The following is a 24,710-nucleotide window of genomic DNA, read 5'->3' on the forward strand; positions in this document are numbered from 1 at the left end:
ATAGGAGCCATGGAAGCTTTCCTCTGTTCTATACTGAACGGTATATAAACAGCTTCAGCTCACGTCAAGAGTTCTATACCGCCCGGTAGCGAAAAAATCTTGCGCTATTTTCCGGGCCAGATGCCGATGCTGGTGCGCACCACCTGCTGCAGCTGCTCCTTGGACGCGCCGCTGCTTGCCTGCACTGACATCCCCTGCAGGATGGCAAGCAGGTAATCGGTCATTGCCGACGCATCGACATGGGCCGGCAGGTCGCCTTCGTCCTTGGCGCGTTGCATGCGGTCGAGCAGCGCCCGGTGCGACGATCCGCGCCGCGCCATCAGGTCGGCTTTCACCGACTCGGCCTCCTGACCGCAGCTGATGGTGCTGATCACCCGCAGGCAGCCGCGCGGTTCGCACTCGCTGGTCTGCATCTCGAGCGCGCCGGTCAGCAGCCGCTCCGCCACCTCGCGCGACGTCGGCGCCGCAAGCGCTTCGCCGATGTAAGCGAGCTTTTCCCGTTCGTAGAGGTCAAGCGCCTTGCGAAACAGCGCTTCCTTGTTGCCGAACGCGGCATACAGGCTCGGCCGGGTGATCCCCATTGCGTCGGTCAGATCGCTCAGCGACGCGCCCTCATACCCTTTGCTCCAGAACACGCGCAGCGCGGCCGCCAATGCCTCATCGACATCGAACTCCCGCGGGCGGCCTTTGCAGACCTTGGGCATGCAGCTTACCATATCGATCGGTATATAAGTCGACTTTCGCGGAAGTCCAATGGCTTGTCACCTTCCCAATTGCCGCGCCCGGGGCTAGCCCGTCGCCGATGCCCGCCACTCCCGCCTGGCCCCCGCGCAGCCTGCCGCGCCTGTTCGTCGACCAGCCACTGGCCGAAGGACAGTCGCTGCTGCTCGACGGCAAACCCGCCCATTATCTCGCCAACGTCCTCCGCCTCGGCGAAGGCGCGGAAGTGCTGCTGTTCGACGGCACGAGCGGCGAATGGCAGGCGGTGATCGAAGCCGCGCACAAGAAGAAGCTGGTCCTCCGTCCCACCGCTCGCACCCGCCCGCCCGAAAACCTGCCCCCGCTCACCCTCGCCTTCGCCCCGGTCAAGCGCGCCCCACTCGAATGGCTGATCGAAAAAGCGACCGAGCTCGGAGTCGCCCGCCTCCAGCCCGTCATCACCCACCGCACGGTGGTGGAGCGCCTCAATCCCGAGCGCCTCTCGGCCATCGCAATCGAAGCCGCCGAACAATGCGGCCGCACCCGCCTGCCCGAACTGCTCGCGCCGGTGAAGCTCGACACGTTGCTGACCGATCCGCCCGGCCACATCCTGTTCGCCGACGAGACCGGCGGCGCGCCCCTCGTCAGCGCCGCTGAGCCCGGCCCGGCCACCATCCTCACCGGCCCCGAAGGCGGCTTCACGCCTGAAGAGCGCGACCGCATCCTCGCCGCCGGCGCCATCGGGGTAGGCCTCGGCCCCCGCATCCTGCGCGCCGAAACCGCGGCGCTCGCCGCCGTCGCGCTCTATATGGCGGCGACCGGGGATTGGCGCTAACGGCGAAACCATGACCACGCGCACCGACCTTAGCGACAGCCCCTTGATCGAGGGCCGCGACGACCTGCTGTCGGTGTTCAGCGGGGGCGAAAAGCCGAAATCCGCCTGGCGCATCGGCACCGAGCACGAGAAATTCGTCTACCGGCTCGCCGATCACCGCGCACCTTCCTGGGACGAACCCGGCGGCATCCGCGACCTCCTGATGGGCCTGACCGAGTTCGGGTGGCGCCCGGTGCTCGAAGACGGCAAGGTCATCGCCCTTTCCGGCAGCGACGGCATCATCAGCCTCGAACCGGCCGGCCAGCTCGAATTGTCGGGCGCCCCGCTTCGCACCCTGCACGACACCTGCGCCGAAGCGGGCCGCCACCTCGAACAGGCCAAAGCCATCGGTGACCGCCTCGGCCTCGGCTTCCTCGGCCTCGGCATGTGGCCGGACAAGACCCGCGCCGAACTGCCGATCATGCCCAAGGGCCGCTATGCGATCATGCTCCGGCACATGCCGCGGGTTGGGTCGCTCGGGCTCGACATGATGCTTCGGACCTGTACCATCCAGGTCAATCTCGACTACAGCTCCGAAGCCGACATGGTGAAGAAGTTCCGCGTCGGCCTGGCTCTCCAGCCGCTCGCCACCGCGCTGTTCGCCAACTCGCCTCTCACCGAAGGCAAGCCCAACGGCTTCAAGAGCTTCCGTTCCCACATCTGGACCGACACCGATCCGCATCGCACCGGCATGCTGCCGCAGGTGTTCGAAGACGGCTTCGGCTACGAAAGCTACTGCGACTACGCGCTCGACGTGCCGATGTATTTCGTCATGCGCGATGGGCGCTACATCGATTGTGCCGGCGAAAGCTTCCGCGCCTTTCTCGACGGCAAACTGCCCCAGCTTCCCGGCGAGCGGCCTACGGTAGCCGACTGGACCGACCACCTCTCGACCGCCTTCCCCGAAGTTCGCCTCAAGAGCTTCCTTGAGATGCGCGGCGCGGACGGCGGACGCTGGGGCCGGATCTGCGCCCTTCCCGCTCTATGGGTCGGCCTGCTCTACGACCAGGGCGCGCTCGACGCCGCCTGGGACCTCGTCAAGCACTGGACCATCGAAGAACGCGAAGCCCTCCGCTCCGCCGTCCCGGCCCAGGCGCTCGAAGCACCCGTCCCCGGCGGCGGCACGATGCGCGACCTTGGCGCCCGGGTTCTCGACATCGCGTCGGCCGGTCTTTCCGCCCGCGCCGAACTCGACAGCGGAGGAACCAACGAGGTTGGCTTTCTCGATCCCCTGCGCGAGGTGATCGCCACCGGCATCACCCCCGCCGACCGCCTCCTCGCCTGGTATCATGGCGACTGGCAGGGCGACGTCACCCACGTCTACGACGAACTCAGCTTCTAGGGTCTGGCGAACCCCCGCACCCCGGGCCTCGCCCGCACCCCACCCGCCAACTCGGTCAGCGCCCACACCATCGCGTCGGCGCGGTCTGGCGAGCCCTTGCCCTCGTAGCCGCTGGTGGTGAGGTGGCAGAGCTCCTGCTCCAGCTCGGGAAAACGGCCGGCCAACCCCGCCTTACCGTTCTCGAACAGGATCGCCATCGGCTCGGCCCGGGCCGACTTGCCGAGATGCGCGTGGACCTTGGCGACCGGCAAGTGGAAGTCCGCCGCGCCCAGCACCTGCAGCACCATGTCGCCGCCGTTGTTGGCCTCGACCACCACCTTGTCGGCGCCCCACACCGCCGCCGCCTCCGCGACACGATCGGCCCAGCCGGAAGGTGACTGGCCCCGGCAACTGAGATCGGCCAGCACCAGCAGCCGTCCGCTCGGAACCCGGCCGCAGACCACGATCCCGCACGCGTCGCCGGTGGTGGTCGCGGGCGGATCGACCCCGATCACCACCCGCTCGGGCGCGCCCCAATCCTCGCCCGCAACCCGCGATTGCTCCACCGTCTCGCGGCTCCACAAGGCGCCCTCGGCCTCGCCGGTCAGTTCGCCATCGAGCTCGCGCGCACCCAGCCGCGTGCCCCGGTACAAGGCCTCCATCCTGACGTGCCAGCCTTCGGGCAAATCGAGGTTCTCGGCCGTCCGTCCACGGGTCGTCACCGTCCCCACCTGCGCCCCGATCTCCACCAGCAACGCATCATTGCCGGGCGTCGTCGTCACCACCGACCGCGGATGGTCGCCCAGCCGAAGGCCGAGCTGCAGATTGCTCCACGCCTCCGCCGCATCGCTCCATTTGCCAAGCTCGTCGGCCCAGGCGAAGTCATGCTGCGGCCCGCGCAGGCCGTCGCCATTGGCCCCGCTATAGAGCGTCGCCACCGCGCCCGACTTGAACCGCAATTCGCCCCGCGACGCACACCAACGCGGTTCTTCGCCAGGCGGCGAACAAGCGATCAGCCCGCTTTCGCCCTCGACCATGATCCGCCGCGCTTCGTCGATCGTCGCCCCGACCAGCGCAATCCGGCAGCCAGGATGACGCCGCGCCTGCTCCAGCACCCATTCCGCGCCGACCCGCGTCTTGCCAAACCCCCGCCCGGCCTGCAGCAGCCACACCGACCAGTCGCCCGGCGGCGGCTTCTGGCTGTCGCGCTGGAACGAAGCCCAGGCCCACGCCAGCGCGCGCTGATCGGCCTTGCTCAACTGCTCGATCGGCAGCTTGTCGCGCAGCCACTTGGGCGCATTCGCGACCTCGCGCAGCACCGCGCGGGGGCACACTTCCTCGGCCATCGCTCAGCGCTTCCGCTCGAGACGCTCCAGCCGTTCGAGCCGCCGCTGCTCCTCCTCCCGCTTGCGCTCCAGTCGCATCCGGATCAGCAACGCCTGCAACCGCGCCGCCGCCTCCTTGGCGTCGGACTTGCGCGGGTTCTGGTCGCCAAGCTCCTTGCCGGCATTGCGTTCATGCTGGGCAACCAGCGACAGCAGCAGCTTGGCATCCATGCCCGCCAACGCTGCTCCAGCCGCCTCATCCGGCGTTGCCGCTCGGAGCAATTCCAGCCCGCGGCGAACCAGTTCCGCCTTCAGAAGGGCCGTCGCATGATCCTGTGCGGCGGCAAAAGCGACGCGAAACTCGGGATCGTCGCGCCGCCGCTTGTAGATGGTCGACGCCGACACCCGGGCCTTCTTCGCGGACGCCTTGATGTTGCAGCTCTCGGCAAAGAAGGAGAGAAAAGCCTGTTGCCGCTCCAGTCCGAACTCGTTCGCCCGCTCGCCTCGCCGCTGAATGTCGCAGCCATTACCCCCGACAATGCCCATGAACCGGATCCATCTAGATTTGAGTAGATGCGTTAGCCGCTATGGTTCTTTTTGTCAAGGTGAGATGAACCGCCTACAAGGCTCCATGCCCCCTAGAACCCTCAAGATCTTCTTCGACGGCGGCGCTCGTCCCAACCCCGGCCAGCTCGAGGTGGCGGTGGTCGCCCGCGGTGAGGTCCACCTGTTCGACGACCTCGGCCAAGGCAGCAACGGCGACGCCGAATGGCTCGCACTCCTCAAGGCGCTGGAGGTCGCACACTCGCTCGGCGTTCCGGCCTTCGACCTCCTCGGCGACAGCCGCGCGGTGATCGAGCAAGCAAGCGGCATCGTTCCGTGCCGCACGCCCGCGGCCCGCGCCTTCCTCGCCCGCTTTCGCGACGCCGCTGCGGCTCACCCACCCCGCCGCCTGCGCTGGATCCCGCGCGCGCAGAACCTCGGTGGTATCGCGCTCGCCCGCCGCGCCTCAGGTCAGAGTGGGTGGGGCCCCAGGAACAGATAGCGCGGGTCGAACTCGGCCAGCGCCTGCAGCTTGGGCAGGTCGTGGATCACCACCCGCTGGTCGCGCGCATCGCATAGCCCGCGCTCGCGCAGTTGCTGCAGCGTGCGGTTCACGTGCACCGCGGTCAGGCCCAGGCATTCGCCAAGCTCGGTCTGGTTGAACGGAAAGGCAAAGCTCAGCCCTTCGGTCAGCCCGACCACCGCGAAACGTTCGTACAATTCGCAAAACAGGTGCGCCATCCGGCCCAAGGCCTGCCGCCGCCCGAGCGACAACTCCCATTCGCGATGGATGGAGCCGTCGAGGTTCGTCCCGAACCAGTAGATCATCGCCAGTCGCGGTTGGTTCTGCATCATCCTCCACAGCCGCTCGTGCGGCACCCGCGCAAGGCGAACCTTGGTGAAGCTCACGATATCGTGGTCGAGCCACTTCAGGGTGAAGCTGTGGAGATCGATCGGATCACCGGGAAGGTTCACTTCGGTGATCTGCCGCGAACCGTTGCGGAGCCCCTTGTGCCGCCCGGTGACGCCGCTCAGCAGGACTCGGCTGTCCCGCTGCTCCTCATAAGCGCGGACGACGGTCCGGTCGGGCCCGAATTCCTCTTCCCGGTCCGACAGACCGCGGATGACCGCTTCTTCCTCGTCGCTGATATGAAAGCGGGAGCGCAGGCGCTTGAGGTGAATATCCATGGTGTTTCAGTCTGCCCCTCGCACCTCGACCGCCTCGCCGAACCCGATGGCGGTCACTGTTCCGTCCTCGTCCACGATGTCGATCCGGCCACTAAGATCGACGATGCCGGTAAGCTTCAACTCCTCGGCGAGGATCGATCGGATACTCACGATCGCCTGGGTCCGTGCCGCAGGCAGACCGGTCAGGGATACACCTTCTTTGTCCGGTACAAAACCGATGCCATTGTGGATGTGGAAAAAGAAACGCAGCATACCCGCCCAACGAGGAACCGCAGTCCTGGTTCAGCGCGCTCCGCTCGGCTCACACACTGGGCAGCGTCTGCTTCGACTGTCCCCAGCCCTTGAGCCCTTTGCCGCCTGCCCGTTCAAGCAGCTGCGCGGCGTCGCGAATGGTGTAGAGGCTTGCCTTCTCGACCCCCTCCAGCTCTTCCCACGACACCGGCGCCGCGACCGGTGCCCCTTCGCGGGCGCGCGCCGAATAGGGCATCACCGCCGTCGCGCCCCGCTGGTTGCGCAGCCAATCGAGGAAGATCCGGCCCTTGCGCTGGTTCTTGCGGATGTTGGCGGTGAAGGTTTCGGGCTCGGCGTCGGCAATGGCCCGGCTGAACCGCTCGGCGAAGCTCTTCACCGCCGGCCACTCGGCTTCCTGGTCGAGCGGCGCGATCACATGGATGCCCTTGCCGCCCGACAGCAACGGAAAGGTCTCGAGGCCAAGGTCGGCGAGGAGGTCGCGCAACCGCACCGCCGCCGCCTTGACCTTGTCGAACCCAAGCCCCTCGTCGGGATCGAGGTCGAACACCAGCCGGTCGGGCTTCTCCAGCGGATCGATGCGGCTGCCCCAACCATGGAACTCGATGGTGTTCATCTGCACACATTCGAGCATGCCAAGCGGCTCCTCGACGAAGAGATAATCCTCTTCGGTCGTGCCGGCGCCCTCCTTGACCGGGATCCGCAGCACATGCTCGCCCATCGATCCGCTGTCGTGCTTCTGGAAGAAGCACTTCTTGGCACGTCCCGACGGGCAGCGGATCAGCGTCATCGGCCGCTTCGCCAGATCCACCATCAAGAGGTCGGCGACCGCCGCATAATAGTCCGCGAGGTCGCCCTTGGTCAGGCCATCTTCGGGAAAGATCACCTTTTCCGGGCTGGTCAGGCGCAGCTTGAAATCGGCCGCGGTGCGTAGTTTCGCCGCGCTCCTGGTCTTGGGCGCCGCCACGGGCGTTTCCAGCACCACCTGTTTCGCCGTCTTGTCCTCGCGCAGGCCGAGGAAGCTCGGGTGCCGAAGCACCCCGTCACTCGTGAACTCAGTGTAAGCGATCTCCGCCACCAGTTCGGGCGTGATCCAGGTCGATCCTCTAAGCGCCGTCCGCGGCACCTCCAGCGCCGGCTTGGCGAGCTTCAGCGGCGCCATCCGCTCGCTCAGGCTCTCCAGCGTCGCCGTGTCGAACCCGGTCCCGACCTTGCCGACATAGCGCAGCGCACCCCCTTCATTCACGCCAAGATGCAGCGAGCGGAACCCGCGCCGCTTGTCGCTCGCCTGCCAGCCGACGATCACGAACTCCTGCCGGGCGATGCATTTGACCTTCAGCCAGCACTTGGTTCGCACCCCGCGATAGGCCGCATCCGCCTTCTTGCTGATGATCCCCTCGCCCCCATCGGCGCAGATCGTCTTCAACAATTGCTCGCCCTTGCCGATCACATGATCGCCATAGACCAGCGGTCCCGGCACGCCCTTCATCAGCGATGCAAGCCGCTCCTTGCGCTCCAGGTTGGAAAGCTTCCGAATGTCCTCTCCGCGGTCGATCAGCAGGTCGAAGGCATAGAATGCGCGATTCGGCCGCTCCTGCCCCTTGCCGCCCTTCACCGTCGATTGAAGCAGCCCGAAATTGGGCTTGCCCGCCTCGTCCAGCGCTACCGCCTCGCCGTCGATCAGGCACCCCGCCGGCAAGCTCGCCGTCGCCGCCTCGGTCAGTTCGGGAAAGAAATTCGACCAGTCCTTCCCGCCCCGCGTCCACGCCACGGTGCCGCCCTCGCCGACGCTAAGCAGCAGGCGGTAGCCGTCATACTTATACTCATGCAGCCACCCGCTTCCGGTCGGCGGGGTATCGGCCAGCGTCGCCAGTTGCGGCTCCTGGAACGGCGGCGGCGGCGTCACCTTGCGCTTGGTTCGGCCGCCCTTCTTGCCGCCGCGATTGGATACCCACACGTCCTCACCGGCCGCGATCTCGGCCATGCTGCGCCCTGTCTCGACGCTGGTCAGGCACCCATCGACCAGCGCATCCCCCTCGTCCGGCGCCGCCGCCTCATCGGTGACCTTCTTCAGCACCCACGCCTCGCCCTTTTCGCCGGGCTTGCCCTTCATGCGGAACATGACCCACTCACCCTTCATGCGCTCGCCTTCGAGCGTGAAGTGCAAATGACCTTCCTCCAGCGTCTTTCGCGGATCCTTGTCCGGGTGCGGGATCCAGCGGCCGCGGTCCCACAGCATCACTGTCCCGCCGCCATATTCGCCGGCCGGGATGATCCCCTCGAACGTCCCGTAATCAAGCGGATGGTCCTCGGTCCGCATCGCCAGCCGATTGACCTTGGGATCGAGGCTCGGTCCCTTGGGCACCGCCCAGCTCTTCAGAACGCCATCGAGCTCGAGCCGGAAGTCCCAGTGCAGGCGGCTCGCGTCATGCTTCTGGACGACAAAGCTGTCGCCCTTCCCCTTCCGCCTGCGGCCCTTGGGCTCCTTCGTCTTCTTGAAGTCGCGCTTGGCATTGTAGGTCTCGATGTCGAGACCCTTCGGGCGAGCGGCGCGGGCCATGCCGGCCTACCTCTTGCCCCCGGCGGCCTTCCTCGGGGTTGCCGGCTTGCGCGCGGGCGCAGCCTTGGCGGCCGCCTTCTTGGCAGCCGGCTTCTTTGCCGGCGCCGCGCCTTCATTGTCGTTGCTTTCGCCCAGGCTCTTCTTCAGCGCCGCCATCAGGTCGACGACATTGCTCTTCTTGGGCGGACCGGTGTCCTTGTCCTGGATCACCAACCCGTTGCCCTTCTTCTTGCGCTTCTCTTCGATCAGGCCTTTCAGCGCATCGACATAACGATTGTGGAACTCGCCCGCGTCGAACTTGCCGGTTTTCTTGTCGATCAGCGTGGTCGCGAGATCGAGCAAGTCGGCATCGGGCTCGGCATCCTCGATATCGCGGAAATAGCTCGACGCCTTGTTCAGCTCGTCGGCATAACGCAGCGTCTCCATCAGGATGCCGCGCCCGCAGGGCTTGATCGCGACCACATATTCCTGCCCGCGCATCGCGAGCTGCCCGATCCCCACCTTGTGGCTCCGCCGCAGCGCCTCGCGCAGCACGATGAACGCTTCTTCCGCAAGGTCGTCCGCCGGCACCACGAAATAAGGCTTCTCGTAATAAAGGGCGTCGATGTCGTCGGCGTCGACGAACTGCGCCAGCTCCAGCGTCTTGCGGCTCTCGAGCTTCACGCTCTCGATTTCCTCGGGCTCCAGCAGGACATATTCGCCCTTGGTCACCTCGAAGCCTTTGACGATATCGTCGGCCTTCACCGGCCCGATGCCCGGCGCCACCTTTTCATATTTGATCCGCTGCCCGCTCGGCTCGTGGATCTGGTGAAAGGAAATGCTCGCGCCCGACTTGGACGCGGGAAAGATTTCGACCGGGATGGAGACAAGGGCGAGGCGGATCTGTCCCCGCCAGCTGGGACGCGCGGCCATGATCGTCGGTGCTCCTCAAGGGTCGATTCAGCCCTGAATCGCTTGGGGGAGCGCGGCGGTTCCGTTAGGGTTCCGCAATCGCCAACCCAGCGCTAGCCGCCGCGCTCGCCGCCGCTGCCCACAAGGTGGCAGGCGACGTATCGCCACCCGACCAGCTCAGGAACGCAGGTGCGACCTCTTCCCGCACGGCGATCGAGCTCGACCTCACCGCCGAAGGCTCCCGCGAAATCCTCGCGGGATACCTCAAGCTCGGTCACATGCGTGAGGCTGGCTTTGGGCGCTACTGGCTCGACGAAGCGGCGCTTGCTCGCGATCATGGCAAGGGCGTTCGAAATCTGAAGATCCTGCTGGTATCCCTGCTGATCGGCGGGCTCGGTGCCTGGTTGCTGCTCCGCTAGGGCACCAGATCTCCGCCTTAGGCCGCTTGGGCGATCGGCAAGGTTGCGTTAGGCTGCGCCGATGGCCAATCCCGGGATCAACGCCGCGCTTATCGCTGCGGCGGCCGCGCAGCAGGCGCTGACCGAGCAGCACGTCACCACACCACTCAAGACCGCCGGCGCGACCAGCGCCCGCAGTGCCACCACCCTCGACCTGTCGGCCAAGGGCGCGGACAAGCTGCTTGCCGCACTGGTCAAGCGCGGCCACGTGCGCGCAACGGGGGACGGCCGCTACTGGCTCGACGAAGCCGCGATCAAGCGCAGCCAAGCCGCAGGCTTACGGATCGCGCTCATCATCATCGCCTTCCTGCTCAGCGTCACCGCCAGCCTGGTCGCCTTGCTCGTTCGCTAGGGCTTAGGCGACGCCTTCCGCGTCGAGCGCATAGCCGGCGCTGCGTACCGTGCGGATAAGGTCGGGCTCGCCCAGCGCCAGCCGCAACCGGCGAATGTGGACGTCGACCGTGCGCAGCTCGATCTCCTCGCTGTGCGGCCACACGGTCTCGAGCAGGTGCTGGCGCGAGAACACCCGCCCTGCATTCTCGAGGAAGTGACGCAGCAGGCGATATTCGGTCGGCCCCAGCGACAGCGTCTTACCGTCGCGCCGGACGCGGTGCGCGGTAAGGTCCATCTCCAGCCCGGCATAATCCAGCGTCTCGGCGGCCAGCGCAGGCCGAACCCGGCGCAGCACGGCGGCGGCCCGGGCGACCAGCTCCTTGGGGCTGAACGGCTTGGTGATGTAATCGTCGGCCCCAGTCTCGAGCCCTCGGACCCGATCGTTCTCTTCGCCGCGCGCGGTCAGCATCAGGATCGGCAGGTTGGCGGTGCTCGGGCGGCGGCGCAGGCGGCGGCACACCTCGATCCCGCTGATCCCCTCGATCATCCAGTCGAGCACCATCAGGTCGGGGCGCAGTTCCTCGGCGAGCAGCAGCGCTTCTTCGCCGTCGCCGGTGCGGACCACCGTGTAGCCCTCGCGCTCGAAATGAAAGGTGATGAGCTCGGCCAGCGAACGATCGTCCTCGACCAGCAGCAACCGCCCCCGGCTGGCCATCAGACGCCCAGCCCCTCGGCGCCCTTGACCCGGTCGGCCATCTGCTGCCCGGTCGCGGCATAATAGACCATCTCGGCGATGTTGGTCGCATGATCGCCGACCCGTTCGAGGTTTTTGGCGACGAACAACAGGTGCGCCGACTGCCCGATCTTGTGCGGGTTCTCCATCATATGGGTGAGGAGCGTGCGGAAGATGCTGTCGTAGAAATCGTCTACCGCCTTGTCGCGCTCGCATACGCGAAGCGCCGCTTCGGCATCGCGCTGAACGAAGGCGTTCAGCACGTCGTGCACCATTTGCACCGCGATCCGCGCCATTTCGGGGAGCAGCGACAAGGGCTCGATCTTGCCGGCGTCTTCCAGCAGCGGCACCCGCTTGGCGATGTTCTTGGCATAATCGCCGATCCGCTCGACCACGCCCGAAATCTTGAGCGCGGCGACCACATCGCGCAGGTCGCCCGCCATCGGCGCGCGGAGCGCGATGAGCTGGATCACGCTGCGCTCGGTCTCGGCCTCCAGCGCGTCGATCTTCTTGTCGTTCTCGATCACTTTCAGCGCGGCGTCGCCGTCACGCTCCGACAGGCAGCGCATCGCCTCGATGATCGCATGCTCGGCGCGGCCGCCCATCTCGGTAATGAGCGCGCGTAAGCGGTCCAGATCCTGGTCGAACGCCTTCAGCGTATGTCCTTGAGAAGCCACGTGTCCTGTCCCCTTAGCCGTAACGGCCGGTGATATAGTCCTGGGTGCGCTGCTCGCGCGGGTTGGTGAAGATCTCTTTGGTCTTGCCGTATTCGATCAGCTCACCGAGGTGGAAAAAGGCGGTCCGCTGGCTGACCCGCGCCGCCTGCTGCATGTTGTGGGTGACGATCGCGATGGCATAACGCCCGCGCAGTTCGTGGATCAGCTCCTCGATCTTGGCGGTGGCGATCGGGTCGAGCGCCGAACAGGGCTCATCCATCAAGATCACTTCGGGATCGACTGCGATCGCCCGCGCGATGCAGAGGCGCTGCTGCTGACCGCCCGACAAGGCGGTCCCGCTCTCGGCCAGCCGATCCTTGACCTCGTCCCACAGACCCGCGCGGCGCAGGCTCTTCTCGACAATGGCTTCCAGCTCGTCCTTGCTGTCCGCCAGCCCGTGGATGCGGGGGCCGTAAGCGACATTCTCGAAGATCGACTTGGGAAACGGATTGGGCTTCTGGAACACCATGCCGACGCGGGCGCGAAGCTGCACCACGTCCATTTCGGGCGCGGTGATGTCCTCGCCGTCCAGCGTGATGGTGCCCGTCACCCGCGCGCCCGCGATGGTGTCGTTCATCCGGTTGAGGCAGCGCAGGAAGGTCGACTTGCCGCAGCCCGACGGGCCGATGAATGCGGTGACTTTGTCGTCGTGAACCTCGATCGACACGCCTTTCAGCGCTTCCTTCTCGCCGTAGAACACGCGCACGTCCTCGGCACGCATCTTGGGCAGGGTCGCAACGTCAGCCGCGGCCGGTGTTACCACCCGCGGCTGCTCGCCCGCCGCCTGCGGTTCGCCGCCGTCGGCCGGCGCCAGCGGATCCTCGCGCGCCGCTTCGGCGGCAATCGCGGTCGAGGGAAATGGCACCGCCGAGTTGGTGAGGATGGGTTCTTTTTCGTCGTTCATGGCTAGGCGGCCTTACCAGCGGCGCTCGAAGCGGTTGCGAAGATAGATGGCGAGGCCGTTCATCAGCAGCATGAACAGCAGGAGCACGATGATCGCCGCGCTGGTCTTCTCGACAAAGGCGCGGTCGACCTCGTCCGACCAGAGGAAGATCTGCACCGGCAGCACCGTGGCGGGATCGACCACGCTGCCCGGGGGCGTCGCGATAAACGCGCGCATGCCGATCATCAGCAGCGGCGCCGTTTCGCCAAGCGCGCGGGCCATGCCGATGATGGTGCCGGTGAGAATGCCCGGCAGCGCCAGGGGGAGAACATGGTGGAACACCACCTGCATCTTCGACGCGCCGACGCCCAGCGCCGCATCGCGGATCGAGGGCGGCACCGCCTTGATCGCGTTGCGCCCGGCGATCACGATCACCGGCATGGTCATAAGCGCCAGCGTCAGCCCGCCGACCAGCGCGGCCGAGCGCGGCAGCTGCATCAGGTTCAGGAACACCGCGAGGCCGAGCAGGCCGAAGATGATCGACGGCACCGCGGCAAGATTGTTGATGCTGACCTCGATGAAGTCGTTCCAGCGGTTCCGCTTGGCGAATTCCTCGAGATAGACCGCCGCCAGCACCCCGATCGGGAAGGCCAGCGCCATGGTCACCATGATGGTCAGGAACGAGCCCTTCAGGGCGCCCCACACGCCGACCATCTCGGGGTCGGTGGCATCGCTTGCCGTCAGGAAGGTGTGGCTGAACCCGCCCGCGCCGCGCACCGTCATGGTAATCAGCAGAAAGGCGAGAAACGCGAGGCTGATCAGCACCGCGGCCAGACCCAGCGCCTTGAACCGGCGCTCGGCGGCGTAGCGGCGCTTGACCCGGCGGGTCATTGCCTCGCTGGACCAGCGGCTGTCAGGCTTATTCATACGCTTCCCGATACTTGCGCACGACCCTGAGCGCGATGAGGTTAAGCACCAGCGTCACCAGGAACAGCACCAGGCCGAGCGCAAAGGCGGCCAGCGTCTTGGGGCTGTCGAATTCCTGGTCGCCGGTCAGCAACTGGACGATCTGGGTGGTGACCGTGGTCACGCTGCCGAACGGATTGGCGGTCAAGTTGGCGGCAAGGCCCGCGGCCATCACCACGATCATGGTCTCACCGATCGCGCGGGACACGGCGAGCAGGACGCCGCCGACCACGCCCGGAAGCGCGGCGGGCAGGATTACCTTGCGGATCGTCTCCGACCGCGTTGCGCCGAGTGCCAGGCTACCGTCGCGCATTGCCTGCGGCACCGCGGCAATGCTGTCGTCGGCCATCGAGCTGACAAACGGAATGATCATCACGCCCATGACGAGACCGGCGGCAAGCGCACTCTCGCTCGATGCGCTGCTTACGCCGATGGCAAGGCCGAGGTCGCGGACCAGCGGTGCCACCGTCAGCGCGGCGAAATAGCCGTAGACCACCGTCGGCACGCCGGCGAGGATCTCGAGCAAGGGCTTCAGCACCTTGCGCAGCTTCCCCGGCGCATATTGCGTTAGGAAGATCGCGCTCATCAGCCCCAAGGGGATGGCGACAATCATGGCGATGATCGCGCCGATGAAGATCGTACCCCAGAACAGGGGGATCGACCCGAACGCGCCCGACGATCCCGCCTGGTCGGCGCGGATCGCGACCTGCGGCGACCAGTTCAGCCCGAACAGGAAATCGTTCGCCGGGACCATCTGGAAAAAGCGCATCGTCTCGAACAACAGCGAGAGGACGATGCCGAAGGTGGTCAGGATGGCGATCATCGACGCCGCGACGAGCAGGCCCATCAGCCACTTCTCGACCCCCGTCCGGGCGCGCAGGTCGAGGCTGATCCGCGACCAGGCCCAGCCCGCGCCCGCCAGTGCCAGGAGCAGGGCAAGGCCGCTCCCGATCAAGCCGTACCGCCCGCTCGCCGCCTGGAACACCGGCACCAGCGCCTGCGCCTGCGGGTTGAAGGCAAGGTCCGATGCCCCGCTCGCCACGGCGCGCGCTTCCGACAGGATGGCGTCGCGGGCGAGGTCGAAGTCGGGCAGCTGCTGCCCGACCGGACTGGCCAGCACCGCGTCGTTGATCAGGCCATGCTGGATCGGTGCCCAAGCGGCCAGGAACAGCAAGGCCGGAAGTGCCGCCCACAGGAACGCATAGGCGCCGTGGTAGAAGGGCAGGCTGTTGAGCCGCTGCCGCCCGGCGCCGCCGCCAGCGCGCAGCGTCGCTGCCCGCCCGCGCGCCAGCACGAAGGCGGCGACGGCGACGCCGAGCACCAGAAGGAGGCCGAGGGCGAGGCTCATGCCGGTGGCGCGCTTACTTCAGCGTCGCGCCGTCGAGCGGCGTGAGGCCGGTCGCGACCGCAGTGGCCTTTGCCGCATCGTCGCCGACGAACGGCACCAGCCCGCGCTTCTCGAGCAGCCCGCCGGTGCTCCAGCCCTTGGCGTATTCGGCCAGGAAGCCCTTGATGGCCGGCTTCACCGCCGCATGCTCGCCCTTCACATAGATGTAGAGCTTGCGCGCACCCGGATAACTCAGATCCTGGATGGTCGCTTCGGTCGGCAGCACGCCGCCCACCTCGAGCGGACGGATCTTGTCGGCATTCTGCTCGAGAAAGCTGTAGCCGAGCACGCCGATGGTGCCGGGATCGGCTTCGACCTTCTGCACCAGCAGGTTGTCGTTCTCACCGGCTTCCACATACACCCCATCCTCGCGGATCTTGGTGCAAAGGTCCTTGTGCTTGGCCTCGTCGCTGGCTTTCAGCGCCTTCATCGCCGGGTCGCTCTCGCAGCCCTTGGTCAGCATCAGCTCGGCAAAGCTGTCACGCGTGCCGCTGGTCGGCGGCGGGCCCATGACGCGGATCTTGATCGCCGGAAGCGCCGGATTGACGTCCTTCCAGGTCTGCGCCTTGTTGGGACCCTTGCCGTAAGGATTGGCAGCGACCGCGGCGTAGATGTCGGCCAAGGTGACCTTCAGCGGAGCGGCCTGGTTGCTTTCGATCAGGGTCAGCCCGTCGATGCCGATCGGCACTTCGATCACCTGCTTGGCGCCGGCAGCCGAGCAAGCGTCATATTCGCTCTTCTTCATCTGCCGCGAGGCGTTGACCATGTCGGGGAACTTCTGCCCGACGCCTTCGCAGAACAGCTTGATGCCCGAGCCCGTGCCGGTCGATTCGACGATCACGCTGGTGCCCGGATTGGCCTTCTGGAACGCTTCGGCAATCGCAGTGGTGAACGGATACACCGTCGACGAGCCGACGATCTTCAGCTGCGACGCGGCATTGTTGGAGCCGCCGCCACAGGCGCTCACCAGACACGCGAGCGGCAGTGCCAGCCAGAACTTGGTCATTGTCTTCTTGTCTCCCGAGGGCGATTCGCCCGCTCCGGCGCCTCTTGCCCGGCCGTCGGGAGCGCCATGTGACCGGCAGGTTACAGGCTTATGACAACGCCCGGCCCGGTCACACCCGCGGAAGCCGGATTTCGACTTCGGTGCCCTCGCCTTCGCGGCTGCGGATGTCGAGCAGGCCGCGGTGACGCTCGACGATCTGCGCGACAATGGCGAGACCAAGACCGGTCCCACCCCCGTCGCGGCTGCGCGCCGCATCCACCCGGTAGAAGCGTTCGGTAAGGCGCGGCAGGTGCCGTGCGCTGACGCCCTCGCCCCAATCGCGGACGATAAGGCTGATCCAGCGTCCGGCGTCGGCGACCGACACCAGCACCCGGCCGCCCTCGCCTCGGCACCCGTAGCGCACCGCATTGCCGAGAAGATTGTCGAGCAACTGCCGAAGCTGCGCCAGGTCCCCGCGAACCGTTGCCGGCTCATCGGCCAGTGCAAGTTCGATCCGGCATGAGCGGCTTTCGGCGAGCGGGCCGGCGGCCACCACCGCTTCCCTGACGAGCGCGTCGAGCCGGACCTCGGCAATCGGCGCGCTGAACCGGTCCGCCTCGATCCGCGACAGGCTCATGAGGTCGCGGATGATGGTCATCATGCGGGTTGCCTGGGCGTGGATCTGCTCGCCGAACCGTCGCCGCAGCGGCTCGGGCAGCTCGCCTTCCTCGCTGAGCGTCTCGGAATAGCCGAGCACCGTTGCCAGCGGGGTCCTGAGTTCGTGGCTCGCATTGGCGACGAAATCGACTTGCGCTTTTTCGGCCGCCTGCCGGGCCGAGCGGTCGACCAGGCGAACCAGCAGCAGCCCCGTGTCGAGGCTTGTCAGCACCACCTCGAAGCTGCGCTCGATCCCGCCGATCCCACGCACCTCGAAGCGACCTTCGCGGCCCGACAGGATGGCGTCGAGCGCCTGAGGTTGACGGATGGCGAAACGGACGTCCTGATCGACAAGGCCCGCGCCAAGCAGCGCCCTGGCGGCGCGATTGGCAGCTTCGGTGCGCTGCCGCGCGATCAGCAGCGCCGGCTCCTCCAGCGCGTCCAGTAGGGCAAGCACGAGGGGCGGCAGCGGCATGGCACTCAGGTGGCTAGGTGATCCCCTGCCGTGAGGCAACGTCATGCGCGACGCGCCAGCGTTCGATGACCGGGGTGCGCCAGGCGCCGATCGCGATCAGCAGCAGGATCGGATAGGACCAGAAGGCGAGTGCGGTGCCGAAGATCAGTCCCGGCAGATCGGGCGAAAGGATCATCAGCAGGTGAACGCTGACCGTGGTCAGCTGCAGCCCCGCCACCCACAGCGGCCAGAAGCGCTCGGAACGCAAGGCAATCACGAGAAAAGCGATAAAGATGGCGCCATCGACGATAAAGGCGGCAAGGTCGAAGTCCGAGCCGTGGATGTCGAGCTTGTTGCCGACCAGCACGGTGAGGGCCGTTCCTCCAACGCAAACAGCGGCCGCCAAGCGCTCATCGCTGCGGCCGCGCCACCAGGTCAGGGCCACCAGCCCTGCCAGCAACAGATAGAAGATGTAGACCCGTAAGGCCATCAAGTCGTGACTCGGCTCAGGGTGCCGCCGGCGTGAAGGCCAGCGGCACCTTGGGTAAGGCGGTGTGACGGGTCAGGCGACCGCTCGCAACGTGCCGACCTGCGGCGCCGGCGGACAATCCTGCCCATCGCCGAAGGACGTGGTGCGAAGCCCCGGCACCTGCTGCTTGGCGCTCACCAGCGCGGCGTGACACTGCGCCATGCCGCCGCGGGCATGGATCAGCCCCTGCAACGAGACGACCACTTGCTCCAGCGCGTCATGGCCGGTGGCAATGCCGACGCCAGTGACGGAGCGGGCGCGGATCATTCGGTTCTGAAGCTCGGCAAGCTCAATGAGAGCCGCCTCGATGCTGTCCTCGACGGCCCGGATCTGGTGGGCGACGTCCAGGGCGGTTTGCTCGATAATCTGCCTGCGCATGAACTCTCCTTGCCGAAAGCGCGTGGCCTTCGGGCTTTGTCGTTGTCATCCGCAAATGTGCCCGGGTGCAGGCCCGTCAGGAGAAGAGCAGCCGCGACAGGCTTTCCAGCCCCGCCAGCAGCATCCCCGCCGAGAAGCTGGAGATGATCGCAATCCCCGCGATCGCCGCCAGCTTGGTGCCCGCGCCCCAGGTGTTGCGGACCTGTTGCGAAGTCGACCAGGGTAACAGGGGGGACCGGGTGCGATACGCGCTCTGCTCGGTTTCGAGACGTACCGTCCCGGTCCCACCTGTGCGATCAGCGTGCCGAATCTGAGAACTGACCGCCCCCTCTGATTGCGGTTGGTCCGGTTGGGCGTCGATGTGCGGCGGTTGATGTATCAACCGTTGATATGTCTCTGCAGAGGGAGCGGGCGCCGTTTCCCCCGTGCCAAGCGCCTTTTCATAATCGTCAACCAGGCGTGCAGCCTCGCTGCGACGGGCAACGCCAAGGGTGCGGATCGCACCGCGAACACGCTGATCGACGGTATGGCTGGAGATGCCGAGCTCGGCCGCGATCTCCTTGGAGCTGAGGTGACGATTGACTAGGCGCAACACTTCGAGCTGACCGCGGCTCAATCGAGCGCAGCGGTCCGTGGCAGCCTGCTCGGCCGCTCTCGAAAAGTCCGGTCCCCCGTCCGGCTCAACTCCTTCCGCCGATCCGCAACTTGCTGGGTAAGCTGAGATCATGGGCAAGGATTAGCAGAAAGCGATTGGGTTCGTTACCCGGAAAAAAAGAGCAGAAACGGGACGATACGCCCAAAATCTGCACCTTTTGGTTACTGGCGGGAAGTAACCACGATTAACCGACCCGCTCGTCGCAAGACGAAGGCGAATCAGTCGTCGTTCGCAACCAACGCTTGGGTCCAGGTTTCACATCCGGGCGCTTCGGTTTGAAGCGGGGGGATGGTGGAGAGGGCTGGATTCGAACCAGCGTACGACAACGTCGGGCAGATTTACAGTCTGCTGCCTTTAACCACTCGGCCACCTCTCCACGAGGTCAGGCCGGGCGCCAATGCCGCCCGGCGCAGTGCCTGTCAACTTCGCTGTCAGCGTCGGACGGCTTCTTCCAGGCGCCGGACCCCAAGGCCGAGCAGCCGCCCGTCCGTTTCGGGCAACAGCACTGGCGCCAGTTTGTCGGAACCCGGCACGTCGCGTCCGACAAGGAACGCAGCGCCCGTGCGCCCTTCCCCCGACCCGGTGCGATAGGACGCGCTCAAGGCGATCACCGGCACGAACAGCGCCTTGCCCTGCGCCTCATAGGCACGGATCGCGCTGCGCGGCACGACCAGTTCGTGGCTGAGCACCGTTTCGGCGAGCCTGCCAAGCTCGGGAATGGCGACGCTGGTCGCAGCCGGGCGGGCGAAGAAGCCCGCCAGGGCCGCGGCTTGCTCGTCACCCCCGTTGGTGGCGAACGCCTCCAGCGCGATCTCACGCGCCGTCCCGGTGCCGCTGTTGGCGACGATGATGTCGAAACGCAGAAGGGCTTCGCGCGGAGTGAACAGGATCTCGCGAACCACGAGATCGAGCTCGACCCAGCCGCGCAGGCGGGTGCTGACGATGCCCCCCGACACCGGGGCCGATACCGGAGGCGGCGGCGCGGCAGGCGGCGCGGTGCCGAGCGGCGGGCGGAGCCGGGTGGTGACGAGCCCGGTCGGAAGCGGCGCTTGCGGCGGCTCTGCGGGCGCAGGAGCGGGTGCCGGTCGTGGCGCCGCCGCGCGCGGCAGGGGCGCTGGCTCGGGCGCGGCCCGCTCGAACACCTCTTGCGAATGCCCGGCGAGCGCCGGACGGCGCCGCTGGCGAAGCACCAAGGCCAGGCCAACCCCGCCGAGCACCGCCGGCAGCAGCCACGGCCACCACAAGGCCAGCGGCGGCGCGGACGTGTCGCTGCCTGGCTGGCTGACGGTAATCGGCGGCAAGGGCGCGGCCGCCACGGGAACCGCCGGCGTGGCCGAGGGCAAGAGGGTGGACGGCAGCGAGGAGGCCGGAGCAGGTGCAGCGACTTGAGGAGGCTGGCTTTCACTCGTGGCTGCGCGCGGGCGCGCGGGCGCGGAAGGCGCGGCATCGGCTGCTGCACGAGTGGGCGCGTCCTGCGGGGCCGGGCGAGTTGTCGTAACCGGCGGCGGAACGATCCGCGGCGTCGGCGCAGGGGCCGTGCGCGGCGTCTCGGTCGTGGCGGGCGGCGGCGCCTGCCGTGTTCCGGGCAAGGCGAAATCACGTAGCTGCTCGGGTCCGACCGTGCCTTCGCGCGGCGCCGGGGCGGGGGTCACCACATTGGCGGGCGCCGCATTGTTCTGCGCCGCCGCAGGAACGCCGAGGCCAATCAGCAGACCGGCCAGGATGAGAAGGGGGGAACGCGTCACGTGTCGGGCGCTACAGGATCGATGCTGAAGGAGGAATGGCCAGCATCTAGGCCTCCCCTCCTCCAGCGGCAAGCATCGCTTCGAGTTACCGGGCGTCGACCAGCACCAGCTCGGCGTCCTCGTCGCCTTCGATGACGAGCTTCGTCTCGCCGGTGATCGCCACCCCGTCCCGCGGGCCGGCCGCGACACCGTTGATGCGGATCGGAGCCGAGGGCACGAGATACAGGTGACGCGCGGGATCGGCCTCGAGCGTGATCTCGCTCCCGCCCTTCAACGTCGCACCGAGGATCCGTGCGTCGGCATTGATGGTCAGCGCGCCGTCGCCTTCGTTACCGCTGGCGAGCAGCTGGAAGGCGCCGTCACGCGCTTCACGCGGGAACGGCATCGCACCCCAGCTGGGCTTGGCATTCGGCCGGTCGGTTTCGAGCCAGATCTGGAAAAGGGTCGTGTCCTCGTCCTCCAGATTATATTCGGCATGGGTGACGCCGGTCCCGGCGCTCATCACCTGAACGTCGCCGGCGCCGGTATGGCCTTTGTTGCCCAAACTGTCCTGGTGCGTGATCGCGCCGGTGCGGACATAGGTCACGATTTCCATGTCGCGGTGCGGATGCGGCGGAAAGCCGGACTTGCCGGCGATCTTGTCGTCGTTCCACACCCGGATCCGGCCCCAGCCCATGCGGGAGGGATCGTAATAGTTGGCAAAGGAAAAATGGTGGCGGGCATCGAGCCAGCCGTGGTCGGCGTGGCCGAGCGAAGCGAAGGGGCGGATCTCGATCATGCCGGCAATCTGGGACGCTCGATCGAGGCCCTCAAGTGTCAGCCCTGTAACCGCAGGCTGCGCGCATAAAGCGCGGCTTTCTCCGCATAATGAAGCGCGCTTGCTTGCAGCATCTGCAGCTCCGCTTCGCTCAGCGCGCGGACGATCCGGGCCGGCGTTCCGACCAGCAGGTGCCCGGCCTCATACACCTTGCCTTCAGGCACCAGCGCGCCCGCTCCGACGATGCAGCGTTCGCCGATGATCGCACCGTTCAGCACCCGCGCGCCCATCCCGATCAGCGCGCCAGCGCCGATGGTGCAGCCGTGGAGGATCGCCTGGTGGCCGACCGTCACCCGCTCACCAATGGTGAGCGGCGCGTGCGGATCGCTGTGGCACACCGCGCCGTCCTGGATGTTGCTTTCCCGGCCGATCAGGATGGGCGTATTGTCGGCCCTGATCACCGCTCCGAACCACACGCTTGCCCGCTCGCCAAGCCGGACATCACCGATGAGGTCGGCACTGGGCGCCACCCAGCTTTCGGGCTGAAGGGTAGGGCCGACATCGTCGAGGGCGTAGCAGGGCATGGCGGAGAGACTAACGAGTTGCGCATTCGCCTGAAAGTCTGCCTTTTCGAGCGGCTCCGGACAGGCTAGCGCTCAGGACGATGCCAACTTTCCTGGACGGCGGCGGCGAATGTGGCGCCCTTATCAAAACGCGTGACTGGTCCGAGACACTCGGTCCGGTTGCCCAATGGTCGCAGAGCCTCAAGGCCGCGACTGGCCTGCTGCTCCGCACGCCGGTGCCGATCGTCATGCTGTGGGGCGAGGATGGCATCATGCTCTACAACGACGCTTATTCGGTGTTCGCGGGCGGCCGGCATCCGGAGCTGCTGGGCAGCAAAGTGCGCGAAGGCTGGCCGGAGGTTGCCGACTTCAACGACCACGTGATGAAGGTCGGCCTTGCCGGCGGCACCCTGTCCTTCCGCGACCAGGAGCTGGTGCTGCACCGCCACGGGCGGCCTGAGAATGTGTCGATGAACCTCGATTATTCGCCGGTGCTCGGCGACGACGGCAAGCCGGCGGGGGTGCTCGCCATCGTGATCGACACCACCACCCGGGTTGCCGCTGAACGCGCGCTGCAGGCTCGTGCCGAGCGGCTCGACCTGTTCGACCGGCTGTCCCAGGCGATCAACGACCTTGCCGCCCCCGACGAGATCATGGCGGTCACCGCCCGCCTGATCGGCCAGCACATGAAGGCCTCCGTCGTCGCTTACGCCGACATGGAGATCGACCAGGACGCCTTCACGATCCGCGGCGACTGGTCGGCAGAGGGCGCGCAAAGCATTGTCGGCAGCTACAGCCTCGACACCTTCGGCGACACCGCAGCGCAGGCGATGCACGGTGGCACGCCGCTCATCATCCGTGACGTCCGCGGGGAGCTTGGCGAGGAAGAAGGCGCCAAGTTTCTGTCCATCGGCATCCAGGCGACCATCTGCATGCCCTATGTCCGCGCCGGCAAGCTCGCGGCCATGATGGCGGTGCACCAGAATATGCCGCGCGACTGGACCGAGGACGAGCAGGCGCTGGTCGCCGAAGCGACCGAACGCAGTTGGGCGCATATCGTCCGGGTCCGCAGCGAAGCGATCCTGCGCGAAAGCGAAGACCGCTTCCGCAACATCGCCGATCAGACCCCGGTCATGCTGTGGGTCACCGACGAGACGGGCTATTGCACCTATCTCAACAAGACCTGGTACGAGTTCACCGGCCAGGGCGAGCATGAAGGCGAGGGCTTCGGCTGGCTCAACGCGGTGAACGAAGACGACCGCCCGGAAGCGGAACGCGCCTTCCTCTCCGCCAATGAAGCGCAAGCCCGCTACGAGACCGACTTCCGGGTCCGCCGTGCCGACGGCACCTATCGCTGGTGCATCGACGCCGCCGCGCCGCGCTTCGACGGGTCCGGCAATTTCCTTGGCTATGTCGGCTCGGTGATCGACGTCGACGAGCGGCGCGAAAGCATTGAGCGCGTCCGCCGCAGCGAAGAACAGCTTCGCGCCGTGATCGACCAGATGCCGGTCGGCGTCATCATCGCCCGCGTGCCCTCGGGAGAGATCTTCCTGTTCAACCAGGCGCTGGAAGACATGCTCGGTCACTCGATCCTGCCCGAGTCTACGAATACGTATCACCGCTACGGCGGGGTGGACGCCGAGGGTCACCCAATCGGCAGCGAAGAATACCCGCTGTACCGAGCCGTGACCTTCCAGGAGACCGTGATCGATCACGAGCTTCTGTATCGCCGCCCGGACGGGAAAACGGTCAATCTGCTGGCCCAGGCGGCGCCGATCCTCGACCACGACGGCAAGGCGGAAATCGCCATCGTCGCGCTACAGGACATCACCGGGCGCAAGGCTGCCGAAGCGCATCAGCAGTTGCTCATCAACGAGCTCAGCCACCGCGCCAAGAACCTCCTCGCGATCATCCAGAGCATTGCGCAGCAGAGCTTCCGCGGGGACGATCCCACGTCGGCCCAGCTTGCCCGCTTCGAAGGCCGCCTCGGCGCGCTGTCGGCGGCACACGGCATCCTGACGCAGGAGAAATGGGAAGCGGTGCCGCTGCGCCGTCTCATCTGCGACACCTTCACGGCCGTCCGCTCGGATGACGAACGGCTGGTGATGGAAGGTCCGGACCTCATGCTTCCGCCAAAGGTGTCCGTGAGCCTCGCCATGGCGGTCCACGAGCTTGCCACCAACGCGACTAAATATGGCAGCCTTTCGCGGGACGAGGGCACGGTCGCGATCCGCTGGAGGAACGAGGACAATCGCCTCAGGCTGACGTGGAAAGAATATGGCGGCCCGCACGTTTCCCTTCCCACAAAACGCGGCTTCGGCACTCGCATGATCGAGCGTGGCCTGGCTGCCGAACTGGGCGGAGAAGTGCGCATCCACTACGAACCCGATGGCGTCCGCTGCGAAGTTGATGCGCCGATGCCTGCCCATGGCTGATCCCGCGCCTCGCCGCATCTTGCTGGTCGAGGATGAACCGATGATCGCCTTCGCGCTCGAGGACATGGTGATCGAACTCGGCTTCGAGGTGGTCGGCCCCGCCTTCCGCCTCGCCGAAGCGCTTGACCTGGCTAGCCGCGAGCAGTTTGCGGCCGCCGTGCTGGACGTCAATCTCAACGAACAGCGCAGCTTCGAGGTCGCCGACCTGCTCCATGCGCGCGGCATCCCCTTTCTGTTTGCCACCGGCTATGCCGAAGGCGGGGTCGGCTGGACCCGCGAGGCAATGGTGATCGCCAAGCCGTACAGCCGCGACCAGCTCGCCAGAGCGCTGGCGGGCCTGCTGGCCTGATTGTTGCGGCAAGGGAGGCACGGCCTCTCTGCCGGGTTCTTCGCTGGGCAAGCGTCCCTATATCATTCGCATGCTGA

At 66.6% G+C, this 24,710-nt stretch carries 27 protein-coding genes and 1 tRNA gene; 7 read left to right on the plus strand and 21 right to left on the minus strand.

Features of this window, described 5'->3' with window-relative positions; genetic code table 11:
* Window positions 1-104: 104 nt before the first annotated feature.
* Window positions 105-704 carry a TetR/AcrR family transcriptional regulator gene (locus ACP69Z_RS01165; protein ID WP_426265723.1) on the minus strand — a complete coding sequence of 200 codons (600 nt, stop codon included), beginning with the start codon at window positions 702-704 and terminating at the stop codon, window positions 105-107.
* A 98-nt stretch (window positions 705-802) separates the two neighbouring features.
* Here ACP69Z_RS01165 and ACP69Z_RS01170 point away from each other — a divergent pair, with 98 nt between their 5' ends.
* Both ACP69Z_RS01170 and ACP69Z_RS01175 read left to right on the plus strand, forming a co-directional pair.
* Window positions 803-1,534, plus strand: coding sequence for a 16S rRNA (uracil(1498)-N(3))-methyltransferase (locus ACP69Z_RS01170; protein ID WP_426265724.1), 732 nt, complete (start codon window positions 803-805; stop codon window positions 1,532-1,534).
* Window positions 1,535-1,544: 10 nt separating this feature from the next.
* A complete protein-coding gene (locus tag ACP69Z_RS01175) occupies window positions 1,545-2,915 on the plus strand; it encodes a glutamate--cysteine ligase (protein ID WP_426265725.1) in 1,371 nt (456 codons plus the stop codon).
* Here ACP69Z_RS01175 and ACP69Z_RS01180 read toward each other — a convergent pair.
* On the minus strand, window positions 2,912-4,240 hold the full coding sequence (locus tag ACP69Z_RS01180; RefSeq protein WP_426265726.1) for a DNA-packaging protein: 1,329 nt from the start codon (window positions 4,238-4,240) through the stop codon (window positions 2,912-2,914). The genes ACP69Z_RS01175 and ACP69Z_RS01180 overlap by 4 nt on opposite strands.
* Window positions 4,241-4,243: 3 nt before the next feature.
* Window positions 4,244-4,765 carry a hypothetical protein gene (locus ACP69Z_RS01185; protein WP_426265727.1) on the minus strand — a complete coding sequence of 174 codons (522 nt, stop codon included), beginning with the start codon at window positions 4,763-4,765 and terminating at the stop codon, window positions 4,244-4,246.
* 64 nt (window positions 4,766-4,829) lie between these two features.
* On the opposite strand from ACP69Z_RS01185, the gene ACP69Z_RS01190 reads away from it, so the two are divergent.
* Window positions 4,830-5,264 carry a reverse transcriptase-like protein gene (locus ACP69Z_RS01190; RefSeq protein ID WP_426265728.1) on the plus strand — a complete coding sequence of 145 codons (435 nt, stop codon included), beginning with the start codon at window positions 4,830-4,832 and terminating at the stop codon, window positions 5,262-5,264.
* Here the strand turns inward: ACP69Z_RS01190 and ACP69Z_RS01195 are convergent.
* The 4 genes from ACP69Z_RS01195 to ACP69Z_RS01210 are packed head-to-tail and all read right to left on the minus strand — an operon-like array spanning window position 5,234 to window position 9,671.
* On the minus strand, window positions 5,234-5,950 hold the full coding sequence (locus ACP69Z_RS01195; RefSeq protein WP_426265729.1) for a Crp/Fnr family transcriptional regulator: 717 nt from the start codon (window positions 5,948-5,950) through the stop codon (window positions 5,234-5,236). The genes ACP69Z_RS01190 and ACP69Z_RS01195 overlap by 31 nt on opposite strands.
* Before the next feature lie 6 nt (window positions 5,951-5,956).
* Window positions 5,957-6,202 (minus strand): DUF6894 family protein, encoded by a 246-nt coding sequence (locus ACP69Z_RS01200; protein ID WP_426265730.1) that lies wholly within the window; start codon window positions 6,200-6,202, stop codon window positions 5,957-5,959.
* Window positions 6,203-6,251: 49 nt separating this feature from the next.
* The gene (gene ligD / locus ACP69Z_RS01205; protein WP_426265731.1) at window positions 6,252-8,759 is read right to left on the minus strand and encodes a DNA ligase D; all 2,508 of its coding nucleotides are present in this window, start codon (window positions 8,757-8,759) and stop codon (window positions 6,252-6,254) included.
* Window positions 8,760-8,765: 6 nt separating this feature from the next.
* Window positions 8,766-9,671 (minus strand): Ku protein, encoded by a 906-nt coding sequence (locus ACP69Z_RS01210; protein WP_426265732.1) that lies wholly within the window; start codon window positions 9,669-9,671, stop codon window positions 8,766-8,768.
* Between the two features lie 125 nt (window positions 9,672-9,796).
* Here ACP69Z_RS01210 and ACP69Z_RS01215 point away from each other — a divergent pair, with 125 nt between their 5' ends.
* Both ACP69Z_RS01215 and ACP69Z_RS01220 read left to right on the plus strand, forming a co-directional pair.
* Complete coding sequence (locus ACP69Z_RS01215; protein WP_426265733.1) at window positions 9,797-10,069, plus strand: hypothetical protein; 273 nt, start codon at window positions 9,797-9,799, stop codon at window positions 10,067-10,069.
* 61 nt (window positions 10,070-10,130) lie between these two features.
* Window positions 10,131-10,460, plus strand: coding sequence for a hypothetical protein (locus ACP69Z_RS01220; protein ID WP_426265734.1), 330 nt, complete (start codon window positions 10,131-10,133; stop codon window positions 10,458-10,460).
* Window positions 10,461-10,463: 3 nt separating this feature from the next.
* Here the strand turns inward: ACP69Z_RS01220 and phoB are convergent, their stop codons facing one another.
* The 14 genes from phoB to ACP69Z_RS01290 form a co-directional block, all read right to left on the minus strand.
* Entirely contained in the window at window positions 10,464-11,156 is a 693-nt protein-coding gene (phoB, locus tag ACP69Z_RS01225) for a phosphate regulon transcriptional regulator PhoB (protein WP_426265735.1), read from the minus strand.
* Window positions 11,156-11,851: a phosphate signaling complex protein PhoU gene (gene phoU / locus ACP69Z_RS01230; protein ID WP_426265736.1), complete on the minus strand. Its 696-nt coding sequence runs from the start codon at window positions 11,849-11,851 to the stop codon at window positions 11,156-11,158. The genes phoB and phoU overlap by 1 nt, the downstream gene beginning before the upstream one ends.
* A gap of 13 nt (window positions 11,852-11,864) precedes the next feature.
* Window positions 11,865-12,611, minus strand: a complete 747-nt coding sequence (gene pstB, locus ACP69Z_RS01235) for a phosphate ABC transporter ATP-binding protein PstB (protein WP_426268021.1) — start codon at window positions 12,609-12,611, stop codon at window positions 11,865-11,867.
* 195 nt (window positions 12,612-12,806) lie between these two features.
* Complete coding sequence (gene pstA, locus ACP69Z_RS01240) at window positions 12,807-13,700, minus strand: phosphate ABC transporter permease PstA (RefSeq protein WP_426265737.1); 894 nt, start codon at window positions 13,698-13,700, stop codon at window positions 12,807-12,809.
* Window positions 13,693-15,087, minus strand: coding sequence for a phosphate ABC transporter permease subunit PstC (pstC, locus tag ACP69Z_RS01245; RefSeq protein WP_426265738.1), 1,395 nt, complete (start codon window positions 15,085-15,087; stop codon window positions 13,693-13,695). Before pstC ends, pstA begins: the two co-directional genes overlap by 8 nt.
* Before the next feature lie 13 nt (window positions 15,088-15,100).
* Window positions 15,101-16,132: a substrate-binding domain-containing protein gene (locus ACP69Z_RS01250; protein WP_426265739.1), complete on the minus strand. Its 1,032-nt coding sequence runs from the start codon at window positions 16,130-16,132 to the stop codon at window positions 15,101-15,103.
* Between the two features lie 109 nt (window positions 16,133-16,241).
* On the minus strand, window positions 16,242-17,243 hold the full coding sequence (locus ACP69Z_RS01255) for a sensor histidine kinase (RefSeq protein WP_426265740.1): 1,002 nt from the start codon (window positions 17,241-17,243) through the stop codon (window positions 16,242-16,244).
* A gap of 13 nt (window positions 17,244-17,256) precedes the next feature.
* On the minus strand, window positions 17,257-17,712 hold the full coding sequence (locus ACP69Z_RS01260; protein WP_426265741.1) for a hypothetical protein: 456 nt from the start codon (window positions 17,710-17,712) through the stop codon (window positions 17,257-17,259).
* A 72-nt stretch (window positions 17,713-17,784) separates the two neighbouring features.
* A complete protein-coding gene (locus ACP69Z_RS01265) occupies window positions 17,785-18,129 on the minus strand; it encodes a hypothetical protein (RefSeq protein ID WP_426265742.1) in 345 nt (114 codons plus the stop codon).
* Window positions 18,130-18,205: 76 nt separating this feature from the next.
* Window positions 18,206-18,745 carry a response regulator transcription factor gene (locus tag ACP69Z_RS01270; RefSeq protein ID WP_426265743.1) on the minus strand — a complete coding sequence of 180 codons (540 nt, stop codon included), beginning with the start codon at window positions 18,743-18,745 and terminating at the stop codon, window positions 18,206-18,208.
* A gap of 328 nt (window positions 18,746-19,073) precedes the next feature.
* Window positions 19,074-19,160: transfer RNA gene (locus tag ACP69Z_RS01275), tRNA-Tyr, on the minus strand.
* Between the two features lie 55 nt (window positions 19,161-19,215).
* The gene (locus ACP69Z_RS01280) at window positions 19,216-20,529 is read right to left on the minus strand and encodes a hypothetical protein (RefSeq protein WP_426265744.1); all 1,314 of its coding nucleotides are present in this window, start codon (window positions 20,527-20,529) and stop codon (window positions 19,216-19,218) included.
* An 85-nt stretch (window positions 20,530-20,614) separates the two neighbouring features.
* A complete protein-coding gene (locus tag ACP69Z_RS01285; RefSeq protein ID WP_426265745.1) occupies window positions 20,615-21,307 on the minus strand; it encodes a pirin family protein in 693 nt (230 codons plus the stop codon).
* 38 nt (window positions 21,308-21,345) lie between these two features.
* Complete coding sequence (locus tag ACP69Z_RS01290) at window positions 21,346-21,870, minus strand: gamma carbonic anhydrase family protein (RefSeq protein ID WP_426265746.1); 525 nt, start codon at window positions 21,868-21,870, stop codon at window positions 21,346-21,348.
* Between the two features lie 80 nt (window positions 21,871-21,950).
* Here ACP69Z_RS01290 and ACP69Z_RS01295 point away from each other — a divergent pair, with 80 nt between their 5' ends.
* Both ACP69Z_RS01295 and ACP69Z_RS01300 read left to right on the plus strand, forming a co-directional pair.
* On the plus strand, window positions 21,951-24,284 hold the full coding sequence (locus ACP69Z_RS01295; RefSeq protein ID WP_426265747.1) for a PAS domain S-box protein: 2,334 nt from the start codon (window positions 21,951-21,953) through the stop codon (window positions 24,282-24,284).
* Window positions 24,277-24,633: a response regulator gene (locus tag ACP69Z_RS01300; protein ID WP_426265748.1), complete on the plus strand. Its 357-nt coding sequence runs from the start codon at window positions 24,277-24,279 to the stop codon at window positions 24,631-24,633. The genes ACP69Z_RS01295 and ACP69Z_RS01300 overlap by 8 nt, the downstream gene beginning before the upstream one ends.
* The last annotated feature ends 77 nt before the right edge of the window (window positions 24,634-24,710 follow it).

Origin of the sequence: Sphingomonas sp. LHG3443-2 (assembly GCF_049896405.1) — a bacterium.
GTDB lineage: Bacteria > Pseudomonadota > Alphaproteobacteria > Sphingomonadales > Sphingomonadaceae > Sphingomicrobium.